The 18,108-nt window shown below is 73.5% G+C and carries 17 protein-coding genes and 1 pseudogene; 7 read left to right on the top strand and 11 right to left on the bottom strand.

What is annotated here, in order from left to right:
* Positions 1-126: 126 nt before the first annotated feature.
* A complete protein-coding gene (gene snpA, locus ACFWRV_RS35325) occupies positions 127-783 on the bottom strand; it encodes a snapalysin (RefSeq protein WP_384340122.1) in 657 nt (218 codons plus the stop codon).
* A 315-nt stretch (positions 784-1,098) separates the two neighbouring features.
* Between snpA and ACFWRV_RS35320 the strand changes: the two genes are divergently transcribed.
* The 5 genes from ACFWRV_RS35320 to ACFWRV_RS35300 all read left to right on the top strand — a co-directional run bounded on the left by ACFWRV_RS35320 (position 1,099) and on the right by ACFWRV_RS35300 (position 6,079).
* The gene (locus ACFWRV_RS35320) at positions 1,099-2,052 is read left to right on the top strand and encodes a LysR substrate-binding domain-containing protein (protein ID WP_384340120.1); all 954 of its coding nucleotides are present in this window, start codon (positions 1,099-1,101) and stop codon (positions 2,050-2,052) included.
* Between the two features lie 93 nt (positions 2,053-2,145).
* Positions 2,146-3,144, top strand: coding sequence for an NAD-dependent epimerase/dehydratase family protein (locus tag ACFWRV_RS35315; protein ID WP_384340118.1), 999 nt, complete (start codon positions 2,146-2,148; stop codon positions 3,142-3,144).
* 134 nt (positions 3,145-3,278) lie between these two features.
* Positions 3,279-4,808 (top strand): choice-of-anchor A family protein, encoded by a 1,530-nt coding sequence (locus tag ACFWRV_RS35310; RefSeq protein WP_384340117.1) that lies wholly within the window; start codon positions 3,279-3,281, stop codon positions 4,806-4,808.
* 33 nt (positions 4,809-4,841) lie between these two features.
* Positions 4,842-5,201 (top strand): DUF952 domain-containing protein, encoded by a 360-nt coding sequence (locus ACFWRV_RS35305; protein ID WP_384340116.1) that lies wholly within the window; start codon positions 4,842-4,844, stop codon positions 5,199-5,201.
* Positions 5,198-6,079 carry an SDR family oxidoreductase gene (locus tag ACFWRV_RS35300; RefSeq protein ID WP_384340114.1) on the top strand — a complete coding sequence of 294 codons (882 nt, stop codon included), beginning with the start codon at positions 5,198-5,200 and terminating at the stop codon, positions 6,077-6,079. The genes ACFWRV_RS35305 and ACFWRV_RS35300 overlap by 4 nt, the downstream gene beginning before the upstream one ends.
* Positions 6,080-6,097: 18 nt before the next feature.
* Here ACFWRV_RS35300 and ACFWRV_RS35295 read toward each other — a convergent pair whose 3' ends face one another.
* The 8 genes from ACFWRV_RS35295 to ACFWRV_RS35260 form a co-directional block, all read right to left on the bottom strand.
* Positions 6,098-7,285, bottom strand: a complete 1,188-nt coding sequence (locus tag ACFWRV_RS35295; protein WP_384340112.1) for a DUF1266 domain-containing protein — start codon at positions 7,283-7,285, stop codon at positions 6,098-6,100.
* The gene (locus ACFWRV_RS35290) at positions 7,282-8,460 is read right to left on the bottom strand and encodes a DUF1266 domain-containing protein (RefSeq protein WP_384340110.1); all 1,179 of its coding nucleotides are present in this window, start codon (positions 8,458-8,460) and stop codon (positions 7,282-7,284) included. The genes ACFWRV_RS35295 and ACFWRV_RS35290 overlap by 4 nt, the downstream gene beginning before the upstream one ends.
* Positions 8,461-8,491: 31 nt before the next feature.
* Positions 8,492-9,166, bottom strand: a complete 675-nt coding sequence (locus ACFWRV_RS35285; RefSeq protein ID WP_384340108.1) for a response regulator — start codon at positions 9,164-9,166, stop codon at positions 8,492-8,494.
* Positions 9,163-10,506, bottom strand: a complete 1,344-nt coding sequence (locus ACFWRV_RS35280) for a sensor histidine kinase (RefSeq protein ID WP_384340106.1) — start codon at positions 10,504-10,506, stop codon at positions 9,163-9,165. Before ACFWRV_RS35280 ends, ACFWRV_RS35285 begins: the two co-directional genes overlap by 4 nt.
* Before the next feature lie 37 nt (positions 10,507-10,543).
* Positions 10,544-11,716: an acyltransferase gene (locus ACFWRV_RS35275; protein ID WP_384340105.1), complete on the bottom strand. Its 1,173-nt coding sequence runs from the start codon at positions 11,714-11,716 to the stop codon at positions 10,544-10,546.
* Positions 11,713-12,678 carry an alpha/beta hydrolase gene (locus ACFWRV_RS35270; RefSeq protein WP_384340103.1) on the bottom strand — a complete coding sequence of 322 codons (966 nt, stop codon included), beginning with the start codon at positions 12,676-12,678 and terminating at the stop codon, positions 11,713-11,715. The genes ACFWRV_RS35275 and ACFWRV_RS35270 overlap by 4 nt, the downstream gene beginning before the upstream one ends.
* A gap of 141 nt (positions 12,679-12,819) precedes the next feature.
* A complete protein-coding gene (locus ACFWRV_RS35265; RefSeq protein ID WP_384340124.1) occupies positions 12,820-13,692 on the bottom strand; it encodes an alpha/beta fold hydrolase in 873 nt (290 codons plus the stop codon).
* 135 nt (positions 13,693-13,827) lie between these two features.
* Positions 13,828-14,763 (bottom strand): helix-turn-helix domain-containing protein, encoded by a 936-nt coding sequence (locus tag ACFWRV_RS35260; protein WP_384340102.1) that lies wholly within the window; start codon positions 14,761-14,763, stop codon positions 13,828-13,830.
* Positions 14,764-14,896: 133 nt separating this feature from the next.
* On the opposite strand from ACFWRV_RS35260, the gene ACFWRV_RS35255 reads away from it, so the two are divergent.
* Complete coding sequence (locus ACFWRV_RS35255; protein WP_384340100.1) at positions 14,897-15,940, top strand: saccharopine dehydrogenase family protein; 1,044 nt, start codon at positions 14,897-14,899, stop codon at positions 15,938-15,940.
* A 51-nt stretch (positions 15,941-15,991) separates the two neighbouring features.
* Here ACFWRV_RS35255 and ACFWRV_RS35250 read toward each other — a convergent pair whose 3' ends face one another.
* Positions 15,992-16,417, bottom strand: coding sequence for a MerR family transcriptional regulator (locus tag ACFWRV_RS35250; RefSeq protein WP_384340098.1), 426 nt, complete (start codon positions 16,415-16,417; stop codon positions 15,992-15,994).
* 118 nt (positions 16,418-16,535) lie between these two features.
* Here ACFWRV_RS35250 and ACFWRV_RS35245 point away from each other — a divergent pair, with 118 nt between their 5' ends.
* Entirely contained in the window at positions 16,536-17,585 is a 1,050-nt protein-coding gene (locus tag ACFWRV_RS35245) for an aldo/keto reductase (RefSeq protein ID WP_384340097.1), read from the top strand.
* Positions 17,586-18,020: 435 nt separating this feature from the next.
* Here ACFWRV_RS35245 and ACFWRV_RS35240 read toward each other — a convergent pair.
* A pseudogene (locus ACFWRV_RS35240) lies at positions 18,021-18,108 on the bottom strand (IS5/IS1182 family transposase); the annotation flags it as partial.

The following is an 18,108-nucleotide window of genomic DNA, read 5'->3' as shown; positions in this document are numbered from 1 at the left end:
GTGTGGGGGGTGCCGGCCGGCCCCGGGACACGGGACCGGCCGGACGAGTGCGACGACGTCAGGAACACGACGGCGTCAGGAACGCGACGGCGTCAGGAACGCGACGGCGTCAGGAGCATGACGCCGTCAGGAGGCGGAGCGGGCGAGCGCGGCCAGGCCGTTCTGCCACAGCTGGTTCACCCGGGCCCGCTCGTTGGCGTCCGGCTGGGCGTTGGTGCAGGACGGGCCGGGACCGCCGCCGGACATCAACTCGCTGCACGGACCGGAGTAGTTGTCCGGCAGGCCGAGCACGTGCCCGGTCTCGTGCGTGGTGACGCGGGTCGAGTCGTACTGCTGGTTCTGGGCGTAGTCCAGGAAGATGAACCCGCTGCCGTGTCCGTCGGTGCTCGCGTAGGAACCGCGCGGGTCGTTGCCCTCGCGGTACGTGAAGTCCGCGCCGGAGCCTTCCTGGAGCTGGACGTTGGAGACCGAGCTGTTCCAGATCCGCGTGCTGCTGGCTATCTGGCTGCGGAAGGACGGTGCGCCGGAGGCGTCGTAGGTGACGGTGACGGCCTTGATGCCCGGGTTGGCGGCGCGCTTCTCGGCGACGGACTTCATGACCGCGTCGAGGAAGGCGCGGTTCGCGGCGGCGTTCTCGCCCGAGCCGTTGTACGCGGCGATGGTGGTGGAGGCGGAGGGGGCGGCAGGGGCCGGAGCGGCGGCGGCGACGGGTGCGGTGCCCAGCGCGGCGACGAGGCCGAGCCCGGCGGCGGCGGTGGCGACGGCGGTCCTGAGGTGTCTCATGGGGGGATTTCTCCTACCTGTCCGATCGAACCCGCGCCGTGGGGGTGTCCGCTGGGCGGACAAGGCGTGGGGCGGTACGGGGAAGAGTGTGGTGCAGCACACACTCGCCGGGGATGATGTCGAACGGTGATAGCACCGCCTTATCGCCGCTCCGCCCCGCTCTTCGCGCACGTCAGCCGCTCGCCAACATGCCATGTGCACGCCATGTGCACGGCATCGTCACAGGGCCCTGAGCCCAACACCCGCTGAATTGACGCCGTTTGATGGGGTTGCGACGTCTGGTGCGCGGCGGACGGCGGTCATAGTCTCCGCTGCATGGAGCTGGAGGTGAGGCACCTCAGGGCGCTGTGCGCCATCGCCGACGCGGGCAGCCTGCATCAGGCGGCCCGGCGCCTCGGCGTGAGCCAGCCCTCCCTGACCACCCAGCTGCGGCGGATCGAGAACGTACTCGGCGCCGAACTGTTCCGCCGCGAACGGACCGGCTGCCGGCCGACCTCCCTGGGGCAGGCCGTCCTGAGCCGGGCCCGGCCCCTCCTCGACGGCATGAGCGAACTCGTCGCCGAGGCGCTGGCGGAGGCCGAGGCGGCCCGGCCCCGCGGATCCCGGCTGCGCATCGGCTCCACGGCGAGCCGGGTCATCGGCGGCTGGCTGCGCCGGCTGCGGGTCGCCCTGCCCGGCACCGACATCTCCCTGCGCGTCGACGTCTCCGCCCACGCGCTCATGCGCTCGGTCGCGGCGGGCCGCCTGGACGTCGCCTTCGTGCACGAGGTGGAGGGCTGCCCGCTCGCCGTGCCGGAAGGCCTGGAACAGCGCGTACTCGTGGACCGGGAACCGCAGTTCATCTCGCTCTCCCGCGATCACCCGGCCGCCCGCCGCCGGGTGGTGGAGCTCGGGGACCTCGCGGGCGACCCGTGGATGGTCGACCCGACGGTGGACGGCGAGTGGGACGGGGTGCGCCGGGTGCTCGGCGCCGCCGGACTGAACCCGCCGGTCCTGCACGGCGACTACCTCACCGCCGCCTCCCTCGTCGTGCTCGGCGAGGCCGTGGCCCCCTGCCAGCCGACGTCGGGCCCGCGCGACGACATGGTGATACGCCCGCTGCTGGGCGACCCGCTCGCGGTGCGCCTGCTCCTGGTCTCCCGGCCCGGGACCGACATCGACGTGGTGTACGCGCAGTTGGAGGACGCCTACCGGGACGCGGCGCGACGGGCGAGCGGCTACCACGAATGGCTGTTGCGCCACCGCTCCCCGCTGGCCTGCGCGCCCTGATCCTTCACCGCTGCGCCCGTGCCGGGAAGTTCCCCGTTCTGCTGACAGCGTGGCCGTGTTCCCCCACCGCCTTGCGGTGGGCAGAGTTCCCCCATGAGGCTTCTGATGCTGGGCGGTACGGAGTTCGTCGGACGGGCCGTCACCGACGCGGCGCTGGAGCGGGGCTGGGATGTCACGGTGTTCCACCGCGGCCGCCACGCGCCCCCGCCCGGTGTGAGCGCGCTGACCGGGGACCGGACCGCGGGCGCGCGAGGGCTCGCGGCCCTGGCGGGGAGCGGGCAGGAGTGGGACCTGGTCGTCGACACCTGGAGCGGCGCCCCCGCCGCCGTCCGGGACGCCGCCCGCCTGCTGTCCGGCCGCGCCGGGCACTACACCTATGTCTCCAGCCGCTCGGTGTACGCCTACCCGGCCGCGGCCGGACTCGACGAGGACGGCCCGCTGGTGGCCGGCGCCTCACCCGACGACGGCGGGGACGTGCCGTACGACCGGGCCAAGCGCGGCGGTGAGCTGGCCGCTCTCGATGCCTTCGGGGACCGGGCGCTGCTGGCGAGGGCCGGGCTGATCATCGGCCCCGGGGAGAACATCGGCCGGCTTCCCTGGTGGCTGTCGCGGACAGCCCGGGGCGGACCGGTGATCGCCCCCGGCCGGCCCGGGGCGGAGCTCCAGTACATCGACGCCCGGGACCTGGCGGAGTGGATCCTGGGCGCGGCGGCGGGCGGGGCGCACGGCGCGTACAACACCGTCAGCCGCCCCGGTCACACGACCATGGGCGAGCTGCTGGAGGCCTGCGTCCGGGTCACCGGGTCGGTCGCCGAGCTGCGCTGGACCGATGCGGAGGTCTTGCTGGCCGCCGGAGCCGAGCCCTGGAGCGACCTGCCGATCTGGCTGCCGCCGGGCGAGCTGTACGACACGCTGCACCGGGGCGACCACACCAAGGCGTATGCCGCGGGGCTGCGCTGCCGTCCGGTCGGAGAGACCGTCGCGGACACCTGGGCCTGGCTGCGTGCGCTGGGCGGTACGGCGCCCCGGCGCCCCGACCGCCCGGCCGTCGGCCTCGACCCCGAGCTGGAGGCGAAGCTGCTGGCACTCTGACCTGCCGCCGACGCCCTGACGCGCCGCCGCCGTGCGCGTGTCGCGGCGAAGAACCCTCCTATAGGCCTACAGCACGGGACAAGAGCGGCGTGTCATACAAAATGACTAAGTGATAACCATGCATATTGCGCGGCATGGAACAGAAGGCGCGCAGGCGCGGCAACGGAGTCCGGGCAGCAGTGACAGTGGCCACGGCCGCGGCGATGGTGGGCGTGCTGGCCCCGGCCGCGGGCGCAGATCCGCTCCCGGGCGGACTGGGACCCTGTCTCGGCAGCTCCTGCCCGCCCAGCTGGAACGACCCCAACAACGGCCCGGTCGTCGGCTTCGACAGCAACATCAACGTCTTCGTCGGCGAGGACTTCCTGGTCCGGGAGGCGGCGGCCGAGGCTGAGGGGAAGGTCGTCGCCCTCGGCCGGTTCGACATGGACAAGCGGGAGGGGGTCTCGCAGATCTACAACGTCGGCATCGCGGGGGTCGGTTCGCGGGTGCCGCCGCCGGACGGCTCCGACTATCTGACGACGGGCGGGGACGTCACCATCGCCGACGGCCAGCGCCTCCTCGCCGAGGAGGGCGAACACTCCGGCCGCGTCGCGTACGCGGGGGACCTCACGGGCACGGTGAACCCCACCACCGCCCCGCGCTTCGACGCGGAGGCGGCCGCCCCGTACACCCAGCTGCGCCCGCAGCTCACCGAGGCCAGCCGCTGTTACGCGTACGACGGCGACGAGCACCGGCAGGCGACGGGCACCTGGCAGCAGGTCGGCGACATCATGACGTTCACCGGCGACGGCACCTCCCCGATCCAGATCTTCGACGTGGACGCGGACCTGGAGTCGGAGACCGGCGGCAACACAGGGTTCGTGTTCAACGGGGTCCCCGAGGGGGCGACCGTCCTGGTCAACGTGTACGGGGGCACGCGCAGCGTCGCCACGTTCATGGGCTCGTTCCCCAACGAGGGCCTCCGCGAGAACCTCCTGTGGAACTTCCCGGACGCCACCGCTCTGTCGCTGACCGGTCCGGCCCAGTTCGAGGGCAGCATCCTGGTCGGCCAGCCGGCGAGCAGCACGGTGCTCAGCATGAGCGGCACCAACGGCCGCTTCTACACGGCGGGTTCGCTCACCCACACCTCGCCGGGCCAGTCGGGCGGCCAGGAGATCCACGCGTACCCCTTCGACGGCGACCTGCCGTCCTGCACCCCTGACCCGACGCCGACCCCGACGGATCCCACGCCCACGCCGACGGACCCGACGCCGACCCCGACGGATCCCACGCCCACGCCGACGGACCCGACGCCGACGCCGACGGACCCCACGCCGACCCCTACGGACCCGACCCCGACCCCCACGGACCCGACGCCGACTCCCACGGATCCCACCCCTAGTCCCACGGACCCGACGCCGACCCCTACCCCCACCGACCCCACCCCGGCGCCCACGGACCCGACCCCGACCCCCACCGAGCCCACCCCGGTCCCGACGGATCCGACGCCCACCCCCACCGACCCCACCCCGCGCCCCACGCACTCGCCGAGCCACCCGGGTGAGCTGCCCGACACCGGCTCCCGGGGCGGCGAATGGATCATCGGGTCGATCGCGGCAGCGCTGGTGGCCGCCGGCGGTACGGTCCTCGTGGCCACGCGCAGGGCTCGTCGCCGTACCTTCTAGCAGGCACGGAGCAGGGCCCGCTAGCGTGGTTCGATGACCGAACCGCTGCTGCACCTCGCCGAAGCACCACTGTGGGAGGCGGCCCGCGGGACAGGGACGTACGAGATGTCCACCCGCGGCCGCACCCTCCAGGAGGAGGGCTTCATCCACCTCTCGCTGCCCCACCAACTCCCCGGTGTGGCCCGGATGCTGTACGGGAGCGGCGGCCGGGGCCTCGTGGTCCTGGTCGTCGACCCCGCCCGCCTCGCCGACCCCGTCCGGTACGAGGCGATGAAGCCCGGCGGCGAGGAGTTCCCGCACCTGTACGGACCGCTCCCCGTGAGCGCGGTCGTCGAGGTGCGGCCCCTTGAGGACTGGTACCACGACCGACGAGAGGAAGAGGAACCCCAGTGATCGGCCCCCTCACAGCGGTGACCGGAGCGACCGGAGCGGTCGGCGGCCGGGTCGCCCGACGGCTGGCCCGGACCGGCGTCCCCGTACGGCTCCTCGGCCGCGACCCCGCCCGGCTGCCCGACGTTCCCGGCGCCGACCACGCGCCCGCCGCCCCCTACGGCGACGGCGAGGCCATGCGCCGGGCCCTCGACGGCGCCCACACCCTGTTCCTGGTCTCCGCCCACGAAAGCCCCCACCGGGTCCGCGAGCACACCACCGCGATCGACGCCGCCGTGGCGGTGGGGGTGGAGCGGATCGTGTACGTGTCCTTCCAAGGGGCCGCGCCCGAAGCCACGTTCACCTTCGCCCGCGACCACTGGGACACCGAGGCCCACATCCGCACCGCCGAGGTGCGCCACACCTTCCTGCGGGACAACTGGTATCTGGCGGGGCTGCCCGCCATGACCGGGACCGACGGCGTGCTGCGCGGACCCGGGGGCGACGGGCGGGTGGCGGCCGTCGCCCACGAGGACATCGCCGACGCGGCGGCGGCCGTGCTCCTGGACGAGGGCACGGACCACGACGACCGGGTCTACGACCTCACCGGACCCGAGGCGTTCACCCTCGCCGAGGCGGCCGAGGAGCTGAGCCGGGTCACCGGACGCCCCGTCGTCTACGTCCCCGAGACCCGCGAGGAGGCCTACGCATCCCGGGCGGGGTACGGGGCCGAGGACTGGGAGGTGGCGGGCTGGGTCACCTCGTACGAGGCCATCGCGGGCGGCGAGTTGGCCGCCGTCTCCGACGCGGTGCCCACGCTCACCGGGCGCCCGGCGCAGAGCTTCGCCCAGTTCCTGGTGGAGAACCCGGACAGCTATCGCCATCTGCTCCCCGGCGGCTGACCGGCCGGCCGACCCGGCTCACCGCCAGGGGATGTGACGCCAGGGACTTCCCTCGCTCTGGGCCAGCAGGCGGTGGGCGAGGACGTTCTGCTCGTAGAACGGGCCGTACTCCTCGTCGTCGAAGCGCAGCACCCGGCCCAGCGCGTACCCCGCCGAGAAGTCCTCCCAGGAGCGGTGGGCCGACTTGCTCAGCGCCCCGGCGTACACGATCGCGGCCTCCGCGTCGGCCGGGGTGCAGTAGCGCGCCGACAGCCCCCAGCGCGCCAGGTTCACCGCCCGCCCGTAGTCGTACGCGACCGTCGAGTGCACCCGGCCGTCCGGCGGCAGCAGACCGTCCGCGCGGAACCGGGCCTCGTAGCGCATGATCCGGCGTACGAGGTCCTCGATGCCCTTCACCGTGCCCGCGTCGGCCCCGAGGTCCTGGGCGTGACCGGCCGCCGTCTCGCGCCACAGATCGGCCGAGGGCAGCTCGCCGAGCCCCGCCGCCAACTGCTCGCGGGCGCGCAGCGCGAAGTCCGGTTCCGGTGGGCTGTTGCGGGCGTCCAGCAGGACGTCCAGCTGCTTGCGCCACCCCTCGTGGCCGGTGATGCCCCAGGACTCGCGGAGCAGATCCCGCTCGGTGGTGTACTCGCGGTAGACCGTCCCCACCTCGTTCCAGGGGACCGCGTTCCCGATCGCCAGGTGCGCTCCGCAGGCCAGCCCGTACGCCAACGGCCCGTGCAGCGCGCCGTGGCGCAGCGCGAGCAGCCGGTTCTCCGGGAGGCGGTCGTTCTCCGCGTACGCGCGCTGCCACAGCGCCAGATGGGTCGGGGCCGTCGGCAGCAGCAACTGCCCGGGCGTGCCCACGTTCACCCCGAGGAACACCTGGGGGTCGGACCAACCGAACTCGGCGGCCCAGCGCAGCGAGACCCCGTGGAAGACCCAGTCCGGGTGCCAGGCGGGCAGCATGCCCCGGGTGAGCACGGGCCGGCAGACGAAGCCCGACGGATCGTGGTGCGCGCGCCAGGTGATGGTGTCCGGCTTCGCGTCCGCCTCGGCGCGCGGGGCCGGGATGTACAGCTCGGCCCCGGCCAGCGCCGCCAGCTGGGCCCGTGCGTCGCCGCGCAGCGTCGCCTCGTGGAGGAGCTGCTCGGTCTCGGACGGCGGGATCCAGGGGGCCGGCGCCCAGGGTGCGGCGGCGGGTGTGCCGGGGAGGTTCGGGTTCATGACCAGGGGAGGTTCCGGTAGGGGCTGGTGGGGTCCTGGGTGAGGATGCGGTGCTCGGCGAGCGACTGCCGGTAGGTGGCCTCCGCCGCCTCCGGGCCGTCGTCCTCGGCCCGGTGGACGATGCGGGCCATGAGGTAGCCGAGGGAGAAGTCCGTCCACGAGGAGTAGGACCCGCGGGCGAGTCCGCCCACCCGCAGGACGTCCTGCTCGGCCTCGTACGGATCGATGTACCGCGCGCCCAGCGCCAGCCGTACGACGTTGACCGCCCGGCCGAGGTCGAAGGCGGCCAGGGTGTCGACGCGACCGTCCGGGGCGAGCGCGCCGTCGGCCCGGAGCCGTTCCTCGTACCGGGCGATGTGGTGCAGGGACCGTTCGGCCAGGGCCCGGTCGTCGGCGTCGCGTGCGCTGAACGTACGGGCCAGCGCCTCGGACCACTCCTCATGCGCCGGCGTCCGCCCCAGCCGGGCGGCCAGCGTGTGCCGGGTGCGCAGGGCGGCTTCCTGGACGCGCCCGACCAGCTGGTTCTTCATCAGTGACGCGAGGCGGTCGCGGTACTCGGCGCGGTGCGGGATGCCCCACGGGCTGCGCAGCCGGGCGCGGTCGGTCGCGTAGTCCTCGTAGGCGGCGCCGAGCTGGTTCCAGACCAGACCGTTGGTGACGGCCAGATGGGCGCCGAGCGCCAGCCCGTGGGCGAGCGGTCCGTGCAGCGGCCCGCCGCTGTCGGTGAGCAGCCGCCCGTGCTCGCGGCCCCCGGACCGCTCCTCGGCCCTCAGCCAGGCCTTCAGGCGCCCCGGCCGGGCGTCGACCATCGCCGCGTACGGGGTGCCGTGGTTCACCGCGAGCCGGCGCACGTCGTACGGCCAGGTCCGGGCCAGCTCGCCGAGGCTCACTTCGCGGAACACCCACTCCGGGTGCCAGGGCGGCAGCATCCCCGGTGTCAGAACCGGGACGCAGGTCCGCCGGGTGGACTCGTCGCGGATCATCGGCAGCGGGGCCGTCCAGCCCGGGATGTCCGCGTGCAGCCGGGCGACGAGCACGTACAGGCGGGTCCGCGCGAGCAGATCCACGACGGCGTCGGCGCTCCCGGCCCCGACGGCGGCGGACAGCGCGCGCTCGATCCCCGTGGGCGCCATCGCTCCGCCGCCCGCTGTTCCTGACCCGTTCCCCGTCGTCACGGAGCCGATCCTACGAAACGGGCTCCGCGGGTCAGAGCCCGGCGGGGCGCACCAGCCCCGACTCGTACGCGAACACCGCCGCCTGGGTCCGGTCGCGGACGCCCAACTTAACCAGGATCCGGCCCACATGGGTCTTCACCGTCTGTTCGGCGACGATCAGCTCCCGGGCGATCTCGGCGTTCGACAGGCCGCCCGCGATCAGCGTCAGCACCTCCGTCTCGCGCTCGGTCAGGTCCCCGACCCGTGCCTTGAGCGGCGGGCGAGGGGCCCCGGCGGTCCGGGAGAACTCCACGATGAGCCGCTTGGTGATGTTGGGGGAGAGCAGCGCGTCGCCCGCCGCCACCACCCGTACGGCGTGCGCGAGTTCGGCGGCCGACGCATCTTTCAGCAGGAAGCCGGACGCCCCCGCTCGCAGTGCCTCGTACACGTACTCGTCGAGGTCGAAGGTGGTGAGCACGAGCACCTTCACCGTCGAGTCCTCGGGGGAGGTGATCCGCCGGGTCGCCTCGATGCCGCCCAGCTCCGGCATCCGGATGTCCATCAGGACGACGTCCGGGGCGAGTTCGGCGACTTTGTCGATCGCGTCGAGCCCGTTGACGGCCTGCCCGACGACCTCGATGTCCGGCTCGGCGTCGAGCAGGAACGTGAAGCCCTGGCGGACCATCATCTGGTCGTCGGCGATCACGCAACGGATGGGGGGCGTCATGGGGCGTCCTCGGTCGTCTCGGTGCTGGTGGGCAGGATCGCGGTGACTTCCCAGCCGCCGCCGGGTGTGGGGCCGGTGGCCAGGTCGCCGCCGAGCATCGCGGCGCGTTCGCGCATCCCGAGCAGACCGTGGCGGACGCCGGGGGAGGGAGCGGCCGGGCGGTCCGGCGGGGAGTTGACGACCCGGACGGTCAGTCCGGCGGGCCGGTGGCCGATCACCACCTCGGCGCTCGCCCCGGGCGCGTGGCGCATCACGTTGCTCAGCCCCTCCTGCACGATGCGGTACGCGGACAGCTCGACGCCCGGAGGCAGGGGGCGGGGGTCGCCGGTGGTGGAGACGGTGACGGCGAGGCCGGCGGAGCGCACGGTGGCGACCAAGCCGTCGAGCCCGTCGAGGCCCGGCTGCGGGGCGTGCCGCGCACTCTGCGAGGGGGCGTCCTCCGAGCGCAGGACGCCCAGCACGCGGCGGAGTTCGGCGAGGGCTTCGAGAGCGTTCTCGCGGATGCCGGTCAGATTCTCCTTCAGCTCCTCGGTGGGGTGCTCCACCAGATGCGGGGCGACCTGCGCCTGGATGGAGATCACCGACATGTGGTGGGCGACCACGTCGTGCAGTTCGCGCGCAATCCGGTTGCGCTCCTCCAGCAGGGTGCGCCGGGACCGCTCCTCGGCGGTCAACCCGGTCTGGACGACGAGGTCCTTACGGGCCAGGCGCAGGCTGCGGAGCGCGGCGCCGAGGACCAGGGCGACGACGAACACGAGGGCGGACGCGAGGAAGTTGGTGTGCGGCAGCCGAGGCGTGCAGAGGGCCAGGGACAGCGCCACGCCCATCGTGATCGCCAGTGCGGCAACCGAGCGCCGGGGCCGCACCCGTAGCGCCAGCAGGAACAGGGCAGCTCCCTGCAGAGCCAGTCCCGCGAAGGGAGCGGGGTACAGCAACTCCGGGCTCATGGGAAAGGCGGCAGGGATCCACGGGTACGAGCCCTCCGTGGGTGCGGTGGCCCCGGTGACCAGCACCGTCACGACCGACAGTGCGGTCGCCGTCCACCAAGCCCCCACGGGACGGATCATTCCGGCCACCAGTGCCGCGGACTGCGCGCTGGCGGCCAGCACCGCGAACAGGTAGACCGTGCCTCCGTGAGGGACGAGTTCGACGGTACGGATCACCGTGACACCGACCGCGATGATCACCAGCAGTACGAGGAACGCCGGTCGCCACACCGGCGCGTCCGGTTCGCCCATGCGCGGCACCCGGTCGGCGGGCGCTGCCCACAGGTCCTCGTACAGGGCGCGCGGCGCGCGGCGCACCGCCGCCCGCAGGCGCACCGCTCTCGATGACCTCATGGCCCCCACCGCCCCCTCGGCTCCGTTCGCGCTCAGATTAGGCACGACGCGCCCGTCCCTTCCGCTCGGGGGCGGATTCCCGTACGACGAGGGAGCCCCCGCCGCCGCGTCGCCCGCCCTGCTCGTAACCCCGAAACGCCGCCCAGCACCCCAGCAGGGCCAGCGCGAACACCGGCAGCCAGAGCAGCCTGGCCGTCACCCAGCCCGCGTCGTCGGGCACGGTGTGCAGCCCGGGCAGCGGGCCGTCCGCGAGCAGCAGCGCGCTCGCCGTGACGATGATCATCGCGGTCTGGTGCCACAGGAACACGGTCATCGCCGACAGGTTCACCGCCGCCACCCCCGCCCAGGCGGCGGGCCTGCGCAGCACCCGGCGCAGGGGCCCGAGCAGCAGCAGCGCCGCCCCGCACTGCGCCAGGCCGAAGGCGACGGCGGCGAGGCTCGGCGGGTCCAGGTTGGAGATCCGGCCGCCCGGCACCCCGACCATGGAGGCCGGGTAACCCGCCCACCGCACGAGAGCTGTGGCCGCGACGGCCCCACCGAGCAGCAGCGCCCAGCGGCCCGTCCGGCCGCGCAGCCCGCCCCGGGCGACCAGCGCCCCCAGGCAGTAGGGCACCAGCCACCCCGCGACCACGTTGATCCATTCCAGCTCCCGCGGACCGCCGAGGCCGAACCGTACGAGATCGACGTGCAGCACCACCACGAGCGGCCACAGCGGGTGCAGCCGGGCCACCAGCGGCGTCAGCGCGGTCAGCGCGGCGAAGACCAGCAGGAACCACAGCGGGGACCAGACCAGCTTGGCCAGCGCCCGGACGGTCGGCTCGCCCACTCCGGCCACCAGCATCGCGGCCGCCGCGAGCGCCCACACCACCAGCACCGCCGCCACCGGCCGGAACAGCCGCGCCAGTCGCCCGCCCACCCATGGCCCGTACGGCACGCCCCGCTTCCGCGCGGAGGCCCAACTCCCCGCCGCCACCTGCCCGCCCACCAGGAAGAACACCGCGAGCGTCTGGAAGATCCAGGAGACCGGGGTGAGTTCGGGCAGATGGGCCAGCGGGCTCGCCCCGCGTACGGTGCCGCTGTCGGCGACCAGCGCGGTCACCAGCCAGTGGCCGCCCACCACGCCCAGGATGGCCAGGGCCCGCAGGGCGTCGACGGCCCGGTCGCGGCCGGGCGGGGTGGCGGCCTCGATCCGCGCTACGAGCCCGGTCATCGGGAGGCCCCCGACGGTTCGGCGCCCGCCGCGATCCGGGCGAGGTTCGTCATGGATCGCGAACCGGGCAGCAGGTAGTCGCTGTGCCCGCCGTCGCCCGCGTCGAACACCTCGGCCCCGAACTCCTCCGCCACCGGATCGGTCCCGAACCCCACCGTGGCGACGAACGGCACCCGCACCCGGACATGCGGCACCCGGGCGATCCAGTCCCCGCCGCCACGGCCCGCCCATACCCGCGCCCGGGTGCGCAGCGAGCGGGCATCCTCGACCCCGACTCCGGGGCTGCCGTAGAGGACGAGGGAGTCGGCCGCCGTTCCGGGCGCCGACCGGGCGCAGATCACCGAACCGTAGGAGTGGCAGAGCAGGCTGATCCGGGCGGCGGGACGCGCCGCGCGCAAACCGTCCACCAGGGCGCGCAGCCCCGGAGCGGCCTCGTCCGCGCGCCCGGTCGTCAGGGCGGCCGGGCTGACGGTGGCGGGCGAGCGGTAGCCCAGCCACACGACGACGGCCGCGCCCTCGCCCAACTCCTCGCGCAGGGCGGTCGCGCCGCGCCGGAGCCGCCCGTACGCGTCCAGGCCGACACCGGCTCCCGGCACGAGGACCGCGATCCGCCGAGCCGAGGACAGCGCGCCCGTGACCTCCACGCTCCGGCCGCCGTCCCGCCCGTCGAAGGACAGGAACTGACGCCCCGGCCCGGCCATCGCGCGCAGTGAGGCCGCCCGCTTGAGGTCCCCGTGCCCCGCCGCCATCCGCCCGGCCGCCCGGATGTCCTGCCGGCTCACCGCGTACCGCTCCTCCAGTGCCGCCGGGCTCGCGTCCCGCAGCGGCCCGAGGGGAGTCGGCGCGGGGGCGGGCACGGCGGCGGGCCGGGCCGCTCCGGACACCGGCACGGCCACCGCGAAGGTGACGAGGGCGGCGAGCAGGGTGCGGAGCAGACGGGGTCTGCGCGGGCGGTCGGGCATGGGGCGAGGTCCTTCCGTACCGGGGGGGCATGGGGTGCTTCCGGTACAGAAGTTATGGACGGCGGGTGGTAGTCGGCGTCCCGCTGGAGGGGGCACCTCCGACGTGGCTCTCAGGTATGACGCGGGGGACGTGGCACGGCGTCAGCTCCGCCCGGTGTGGGCCAGGACCGCGGCCGCGAGCGGGGCGTGGACCTCGCGGGGAAGGGCGTGGCCCATGCCGGGGATCTCGACGAGCCGGGCGCCGCGGATCGCCTGGGTGAGGTGCTCGGCGTGCGGGGCCGGCGCGACCGGTTCGGCGGGGGCCGAGATGATCAGCGTGGGCACCCGGGTGCGGGCCAGCTGCTCGGTGCGCTCCATGCCGGAGTAGTCGGCGCGGGCGTGCGCGGTGCCGGCGTGGTGGTGCCCGGTGTGCGCGATGATCCGCCTCTCCAGCTCGCGGGTGTACGCGGCGTCGAACGGGATCAGGTCACCGCCGAGCACCCGCCAGTGCTCGACCCGCCGCTCCAGCTCGGCCTCCGGCCCCAGGTCCTCGGCGGGCCGGGACCACAGCTCCGCCAACTCCGCTGAGATGCCCGGCAGTTCCTCCGGCGGGATGCGGCGGCCGTCCGGCGCGACGTACGGCGTGGAGCTGAGCGCGTTCGTCCCGATGACGGTGGCGCTGAGCAGCCGCTCTGGGTGGTCCGCGACGAGCAACTGCGTGAGCATGCCGCCCATCGACATCCCCACCACGTGCGCGCTTGCCACCCCGAACGCGTCCAGCACGGCGACGGCGTCCTCGGCCAACGCGGTGAGCGGATAGGGCTGTTCGTCGAAGGAGGCGGTGGAGCGGCCGGTGTCCCGGTGGTCGTAGCGGATCACCCGGTGCCGTGCGGCCAGCAGCTCCACCAGCTCATCGGGCCAGCCGAGCCCGGACGCCTGCGCGCCCATGATCAGGAGCAGGGCGGGGGCGTCGGGGGAGCCGTGATCCTCGGCCCAGAGGCGCACGCCGGGGGCGGCGTCGACGAAGCGTTCCATGGCGAACCTCGCTGTTCTGCGTCCTGCGGTCACTGTCTAGACGATACGTATCGTCTCGCTCTGTTCGTGCAGAGTAGCTCATCGTCGGCCCCGGGGCCAGCGGCGACGGTGTGCCCGGTGGATCCGGTGGGCGCCTCAGGGGCGGAAGGTGCGCCGGTAGGTGTCGGGCGGGATGCCGACGCTGCGCTGGAAGTGGCGGCGCAACGTGGTGGCCGTGCCCATGCCGGCCGCCGCGGCGATGGCGTCCACTCCGGCGTCGGTCGTCTCCAGCAACTCCTGCGCGTGGCGGATGCGTTGGGCGTGCAGCCACTGCAGGGGAGTGGTGCCCGTCAGGTGCTTGAAGTGGCGGGCGAGGTGGCGTGAGCTCATCCGGGCCCGGCGGGCCAGGTCCTCCACGGTGAGCGGCTGGTCCAGCCGCTCCAGCACCCAGGGGAAGAGGTCGCTCAGGGGGTGGCCGCCCGGCGCGGGGACGGGGGTGGCGATGAACTGGGCCTGCCCGCCGTCGCGGTGCGGCGGGACGACCAGGCGCCGGGCGATCCTGTTGGCGATCGCCGAGCCGTGGTCGAGCCGGACCAGGTGGAGGCACAGGTCCATGGCGGCGGCCTTGCCCGCGGACGTGAGCACATCGCCGTTGTCGACGTAGAGGACGTCCGGGTCGACGGTGGTTGCCGGGTGGCGCCGGGCCAGCTCCCGGGTGTGGCCCCAGTGGGTGGTGGCGCGCCTGCCGTCGAGCAGTCCCGCCGCACCCAGGATGAAAGCGCCCGTGCACAGGGACGCCACCCGCGCGCCCGCCGCGTGGGCCGCGCGCACCGCCTCGACCAGCTCGGCGGGCGGTTCGCGGTCGGTGTCGGCCCAGCCGGGGACGATCACCGTGTCGGCACGCGCGAGGTGGTCGAGCCCGTGGTCCGGCTCCAGGCGAAAGCGGCCGACCCGCACCGGGCCGCTCCCGCAGAGGGAGAAGTCGTACCAGGGGTCCACGAGGTGGGCCAGGTCGGCCCCGAAGACCTCGACGGCCACGGACATTTCGTAGTGGAGGATGCCGTCGGCGACGGCGAGGGCGACAGTGGGCATGTCCGAAACTGTATGCGGTTCGTCGTTTCCGACGCTCGTGCGGAGCGCGGCCCACGACCAGGATGAGAGGTGTCAAGCCCCGGCGGACCGACACCGGCGGGTGTTCGAGCAGTCCGAGGTCAGGGGGAGTCCCATGGGGTCAGGTCAGCCGGTGGCGGTGTTCGGAGCGTACGGTCACACGGGCCGGTTCGTGGCGGCGGAGCTGGCCGCACGCGGGTATGTGCCCGTGCCGTCCGGCCGCAACGCGAACGCCTTGGAAGAGCTGGCCCTCGGACACGGCTGGAAGGCCAGGGTGGCGTCGGTCGACGACCCGGCCTCGCTGGACCGGGCCCTGGCGGGCACGGTGGCGGTCATCAACTGCGCCGGTCCCTTCGCCTCGACCACCGGCCCCGTGATCGAGGCCGCGCTCCGCGCGAAGATCCCCTACCTGGACGTGGCCGCAGAGCTGGAGGCCAACCTCGACACCTTCGGCCACTACCGCGAGCGGGCCCGGGAGCAGGGGGCGGTGATCGTCCCGGCCATGGCCTACTTCGGCGGCCTCGGAGATCTGCTCGTCACGGCGGCGATGGGCGACTGGGCCGGGGCCGACGAGGCGCACATCGCGTACGCGCTCAGCAGCTGGCACCCCACCGCCGGAACCCGGCTCTCGGGTGCGGTCTCCCGCGAGCGGCGCGGCGACCACCGCCTCCGCTACCGGGGCGGGCGGTGGGAGCGCCGCACCGATGCCGCGCCCGCCCTGGCGTGGACGTTCCCGGAACCGGTGGGCCGCCGGCCGGTGATCGGGGAGTTCACGATGGCGGACGTCGTCACGGTCCCCCAGCATCTCGCGATCCCCGACGTGACCACGTACATGAGCGCCGAGGCCGCCCGGGACGTCGGCTCACCCGACACGCAGGCCCCCATCGCCGCCGACGGGAGCGGCCGTTCGGACCAGACCTTCCTCGTCGACGCCGTCGTCCGCTCCGGCGACACCGAACGCCGGGCCACCGCGAGCGGCCAGGACATCTACGCCGTCACCGCACCCCTGGTCGCCGAGGCCCTCGACCGTGTCCTGACCGGCCGCATAAGGTCGCTCGGCGTCGTGCCCGCCGGCGAGATCTTCGACGCTCCCGACTTCCTGCGCGCACTGGAGCCGCACATCGCTCTCGACCTGCACCCGGGGAGGGGCGACGCCTGACCCTCGCCCGCCCGCGCGCCACTGGTGCCGTCGGCCGGAGGCGTCATGCCTTCACGCCTGAGAGGGCGGTGCGTGACAGGGGCGGGCGACGGCGCTGCCTTGATCGACGAAATCCTCGTACACCGCAACCTTGTGCCTGATCAGGTCCAGGGACTCGGTGAGCCGGCCGATCTGAGCCGTGACGTGCGCCTGGTGCTCACGCATCAGCGCCAGCCGCTGCTCCTCGTTGCCACCGCCCTCCCTGACGAGGTCGGCGTACCTGCGGAGCACGGGCAGAGGCATGCCGGACGCCCGGAGAATGATGCAGACCGTCAGCCAGTCCACATCGTCCTCGCCGTAGACCCGTCGCCCGCCGGCGCCGCGGCGCACGGGAGCGAGGAAGAGTCCTTCGCTCTCGTAGAAGCGCAGCGCGTGGACGCTCAAGCCGGTGCGCTCGGCGACCTGCCCGATGCTCAGACGCGTGGTGATCTCAGCCATGCCGGTCAGCGTAAACGGCGGTTGACCTAGAGCCTGGTCTAGATCCTAGGGTCCCCCGTGCCGACCGACTCTCCGTCGCTCGGCACGACCGGTCCACACGGCAGAAGGGGGCGCCACGATGCGCTATCGCACGCTCGGCAGAACCGGCATCGAGGTCAGTACGCACTGCCTCGGGACCATGATGTTCCAGGCCGGGTTCAACCCCGACCACGACGACTGCGTCCGCATCATCCACACGGCCCTGGACCACGGAATCAACTTCGTCGACACCGCCGACATGTACGGACAGGGCGAGTCCGAGGAGATCCTGGGTAAGGCGCTGCGGGGGCGCCGGGACGACGCCGTAGTCGCCACCAAGGTGCACTTCGCCATGGGCGACGGGCCCAACCGCGGTGGCAACTCGCGGCGTTGGATCCTCAAGGCGGTCGAGGACAGCCTCCGGCGCCTGGACACGGACTGGATCGACCTCTACCAGGTCCACTTCCCCGACCACACCACCGACATCGAGGAGACGCTCTCGGTCCTCACCGACCTCGTGCGGGTGGGGAAGATCCGCGCTTTCGGCTGCTCGAACTTCCAGGCCGACGAGATCGTCGAGGCCCACCACGTCTCCGAGCGCCGCGGGCTGGGACGCTTCCGCACCGCCCAGCCGCCCTACTCGATCCTGGCCCGCGGGATCGAGGCCTCGCTGCTGCCCGCCTGCGAGCGGTACGGCATGGGCGTCCTGGTCTGGAGCCCCCTCGCCTTCGGGTTCCTCACCGGCAAGCACCGCAAGGACCGGCCGATCGACCTGGCGGCCGGCCGTGCCGCGGTCCGGCCGGTGTTCTTCGATCCGGCCATCGCGGAGAACGCGGCCAAACTCGACGCGGTGGAACAGCTCGTCGAACTCGCGACGGACATCGGCTGCACCCTCCCGCAGCTCGCCGTGGCCTTCACCGCGGCCCACCCCGCCGTCACCTCGGCGATCATCGGACCGCGCACGACGGAGCAGCTGGAGGGCCTGCTCAAGGGGGCGGCGCTCACCCTGGACGACGCGACCCTCGACCGGATCGACGAGATCGTCCGACCCGGGACGAACTTCTACAACCCCGCAGCCTCGCTCCCGCCGCGCTCACTGACCGAGCCCGCCCTGCGCCGCCGCCCGCTCGCGGAGCGCGCGGCGGCCTGAACGAACCGGACGGCCCGCACACAGCACCGCACCCGGCCCCCGAGCCACCGAAATCGGTGACCGGCGGACCGGGTGCGGTCTTTCAGGCCGTCCGGAACGCGCGCGAGCGCGGGCCGGGCGGCCCGGGGCAGATCAGGCCTTCTTGGTCTCCCAGTAACGGGCCGGGTCGGTGACCTGCGAGGATCTTCCCTGTGGGGCGCTGACCTGGCCTTTTGCTGATGGCTGGCGATGGGGCACGACGGTCGTGATCGGGTGTCCTGCGGACTGTATGCGGACTGTGGACCTTGTACCGCCGCAGCAGATGCAGCTACTCAGACGGATGGCAGCCCTGCCGTGCCACCGTAGGCGTCGACCCCTCGGGCCCCCGACTGTTCAAAGTGCTGGGCGGGACGACTCAGATTGCGTACTGCTCGACGGGACGCTCGCTGACAACGGCTAACACAATGAGTTGATCTGTCGGCGGGTGATCAGGCAGCAGGCCAGCTTGAGGAAGGCTTCGTGGATGTCGGCTCGGCGTTCCCAG

The sequence above is a fragment of the Streptomyces sp. NPDC058576 genome (genome assembly GCF_042718715.1).
In the GTDB taxonomy this organism is placed as follows: domain Bacteria; phylum Actinomycetota; class Actinomycetes; order Streptomycetales; family Streptomycetaceae; genus Streptomyces.
This window is presented reverse-complemented; position numbering and strand designations above follow the sequence as displayed.

Bases quoted from the DNA above. Each gene is read 5' to 3' on its own strand.
- ACFWRV_RS35250 (WP_384340098.1), bottom strand. From the start codon at position 16,417: ATGGCTGAGATCACCACGCGTCTGAGCATCGGGCAGGTCGCCGAGCGC.
- ACFWRV_RS35305 (WP_384340116.1), top strand. From the start codon at position 4,842: ATGACCGAACCGCTGCTGCACCTCGCCGAAGCACCACTGTGGGAGGCG.
- ACFWRV_RS35295 (WP_384340112.1), bottom strand. From the start codon at position 7,285: ATGAACCCGAACCTCCCCGGCACACCCGCCGCCGCACCCTGGGCGCCG.
- ACFWRV_RS35245 (WP_384340097.1), top strand. From the start codon at position 16,536: ATGCGCTATCGCACGCTCGGCAGAACCGGCATCGAGGTCAGTACGCAC.
- ACFWRV_RS35260 (WP_384340102.1), bottom strand. From the start codon at position 14,763: ATGCCCACTGTCGCCCTCGCCGTCGCCGACGGCATCCTCCACTACGAA.
- ACFWRV_RS35255 (WP_384340100.1), top strand. From the start codon at position 14,897: ATGGGGTCAGGTCAGCCGGTGGCGGTGTTCGGAGCGTACGGTCACACG.
- ACFWRV_RS35320 (WP_384340120.1), top strand. From the start codon at position 1,099: ATGGAGCTGGAGGTGAGGCACCTCAGGGCGCTGTGCGCCATCGCCGAC.
- ACFWRV_RS35275 (WP_384340105.1), bottom strand. From the start codon at position 11,716: ATGACCGGGCTCGTAGCGCGGATCGAGGCCGCCACCCCGCCCGGCCGC.
- ACFWRV_RS35280 (WP_384340106.1), bottom strand. From the start codon at position 10,506: ATGAGGTCATCGAGAGCGGTGCGCCTGCGGGCGGCGGTGCGCCGCGCG.
- snpA (WP_384340122.1), bottom strand. From the start codon at position 783: ATGAGACACCTCAGGACCGCCGTCGCCACCGCCGCCGCCGGGCTCGGC.
- ACFWRV_RS35310 (WP_384340117.1), top strand. From the start codon at position 3,279: ATGGAACAGAAGGCGCGCAGGCGCGGCAACGGAGTCCGGGCAGCAGTG.
- ACFWRV_RS35270 (WP_384340103.1), bottom strand. From the start codon at position 12,678: ATGCCCGACCGCCCGCGCAGACCCCGTCTGCTCCGCACCCTGCTCGCC.
- ACFWRV_RS35315 (WP_384340118.1), top strand. From the start codon at position 2,146: ATGAGGCTTCTGATGCTGGGCGGTACGGAGTTCGTCGGACGGGCCGTC.
- ACFWRV_RS35265 (WP_384340124.1), bottom strand. From the start codon at position 13,692: ATGGAACGCTTCGTCGACGCCGCCCCCGGCGTGCGCCTCTGGGCCGAG.
- ACFWRV_RS35285 (WP_384340108.1), bottom strand. From the start codon at position 9,166: ATGACGCCCCCCATCCGTTGCGTGATCGCCGACGACCAGATGATGGTC.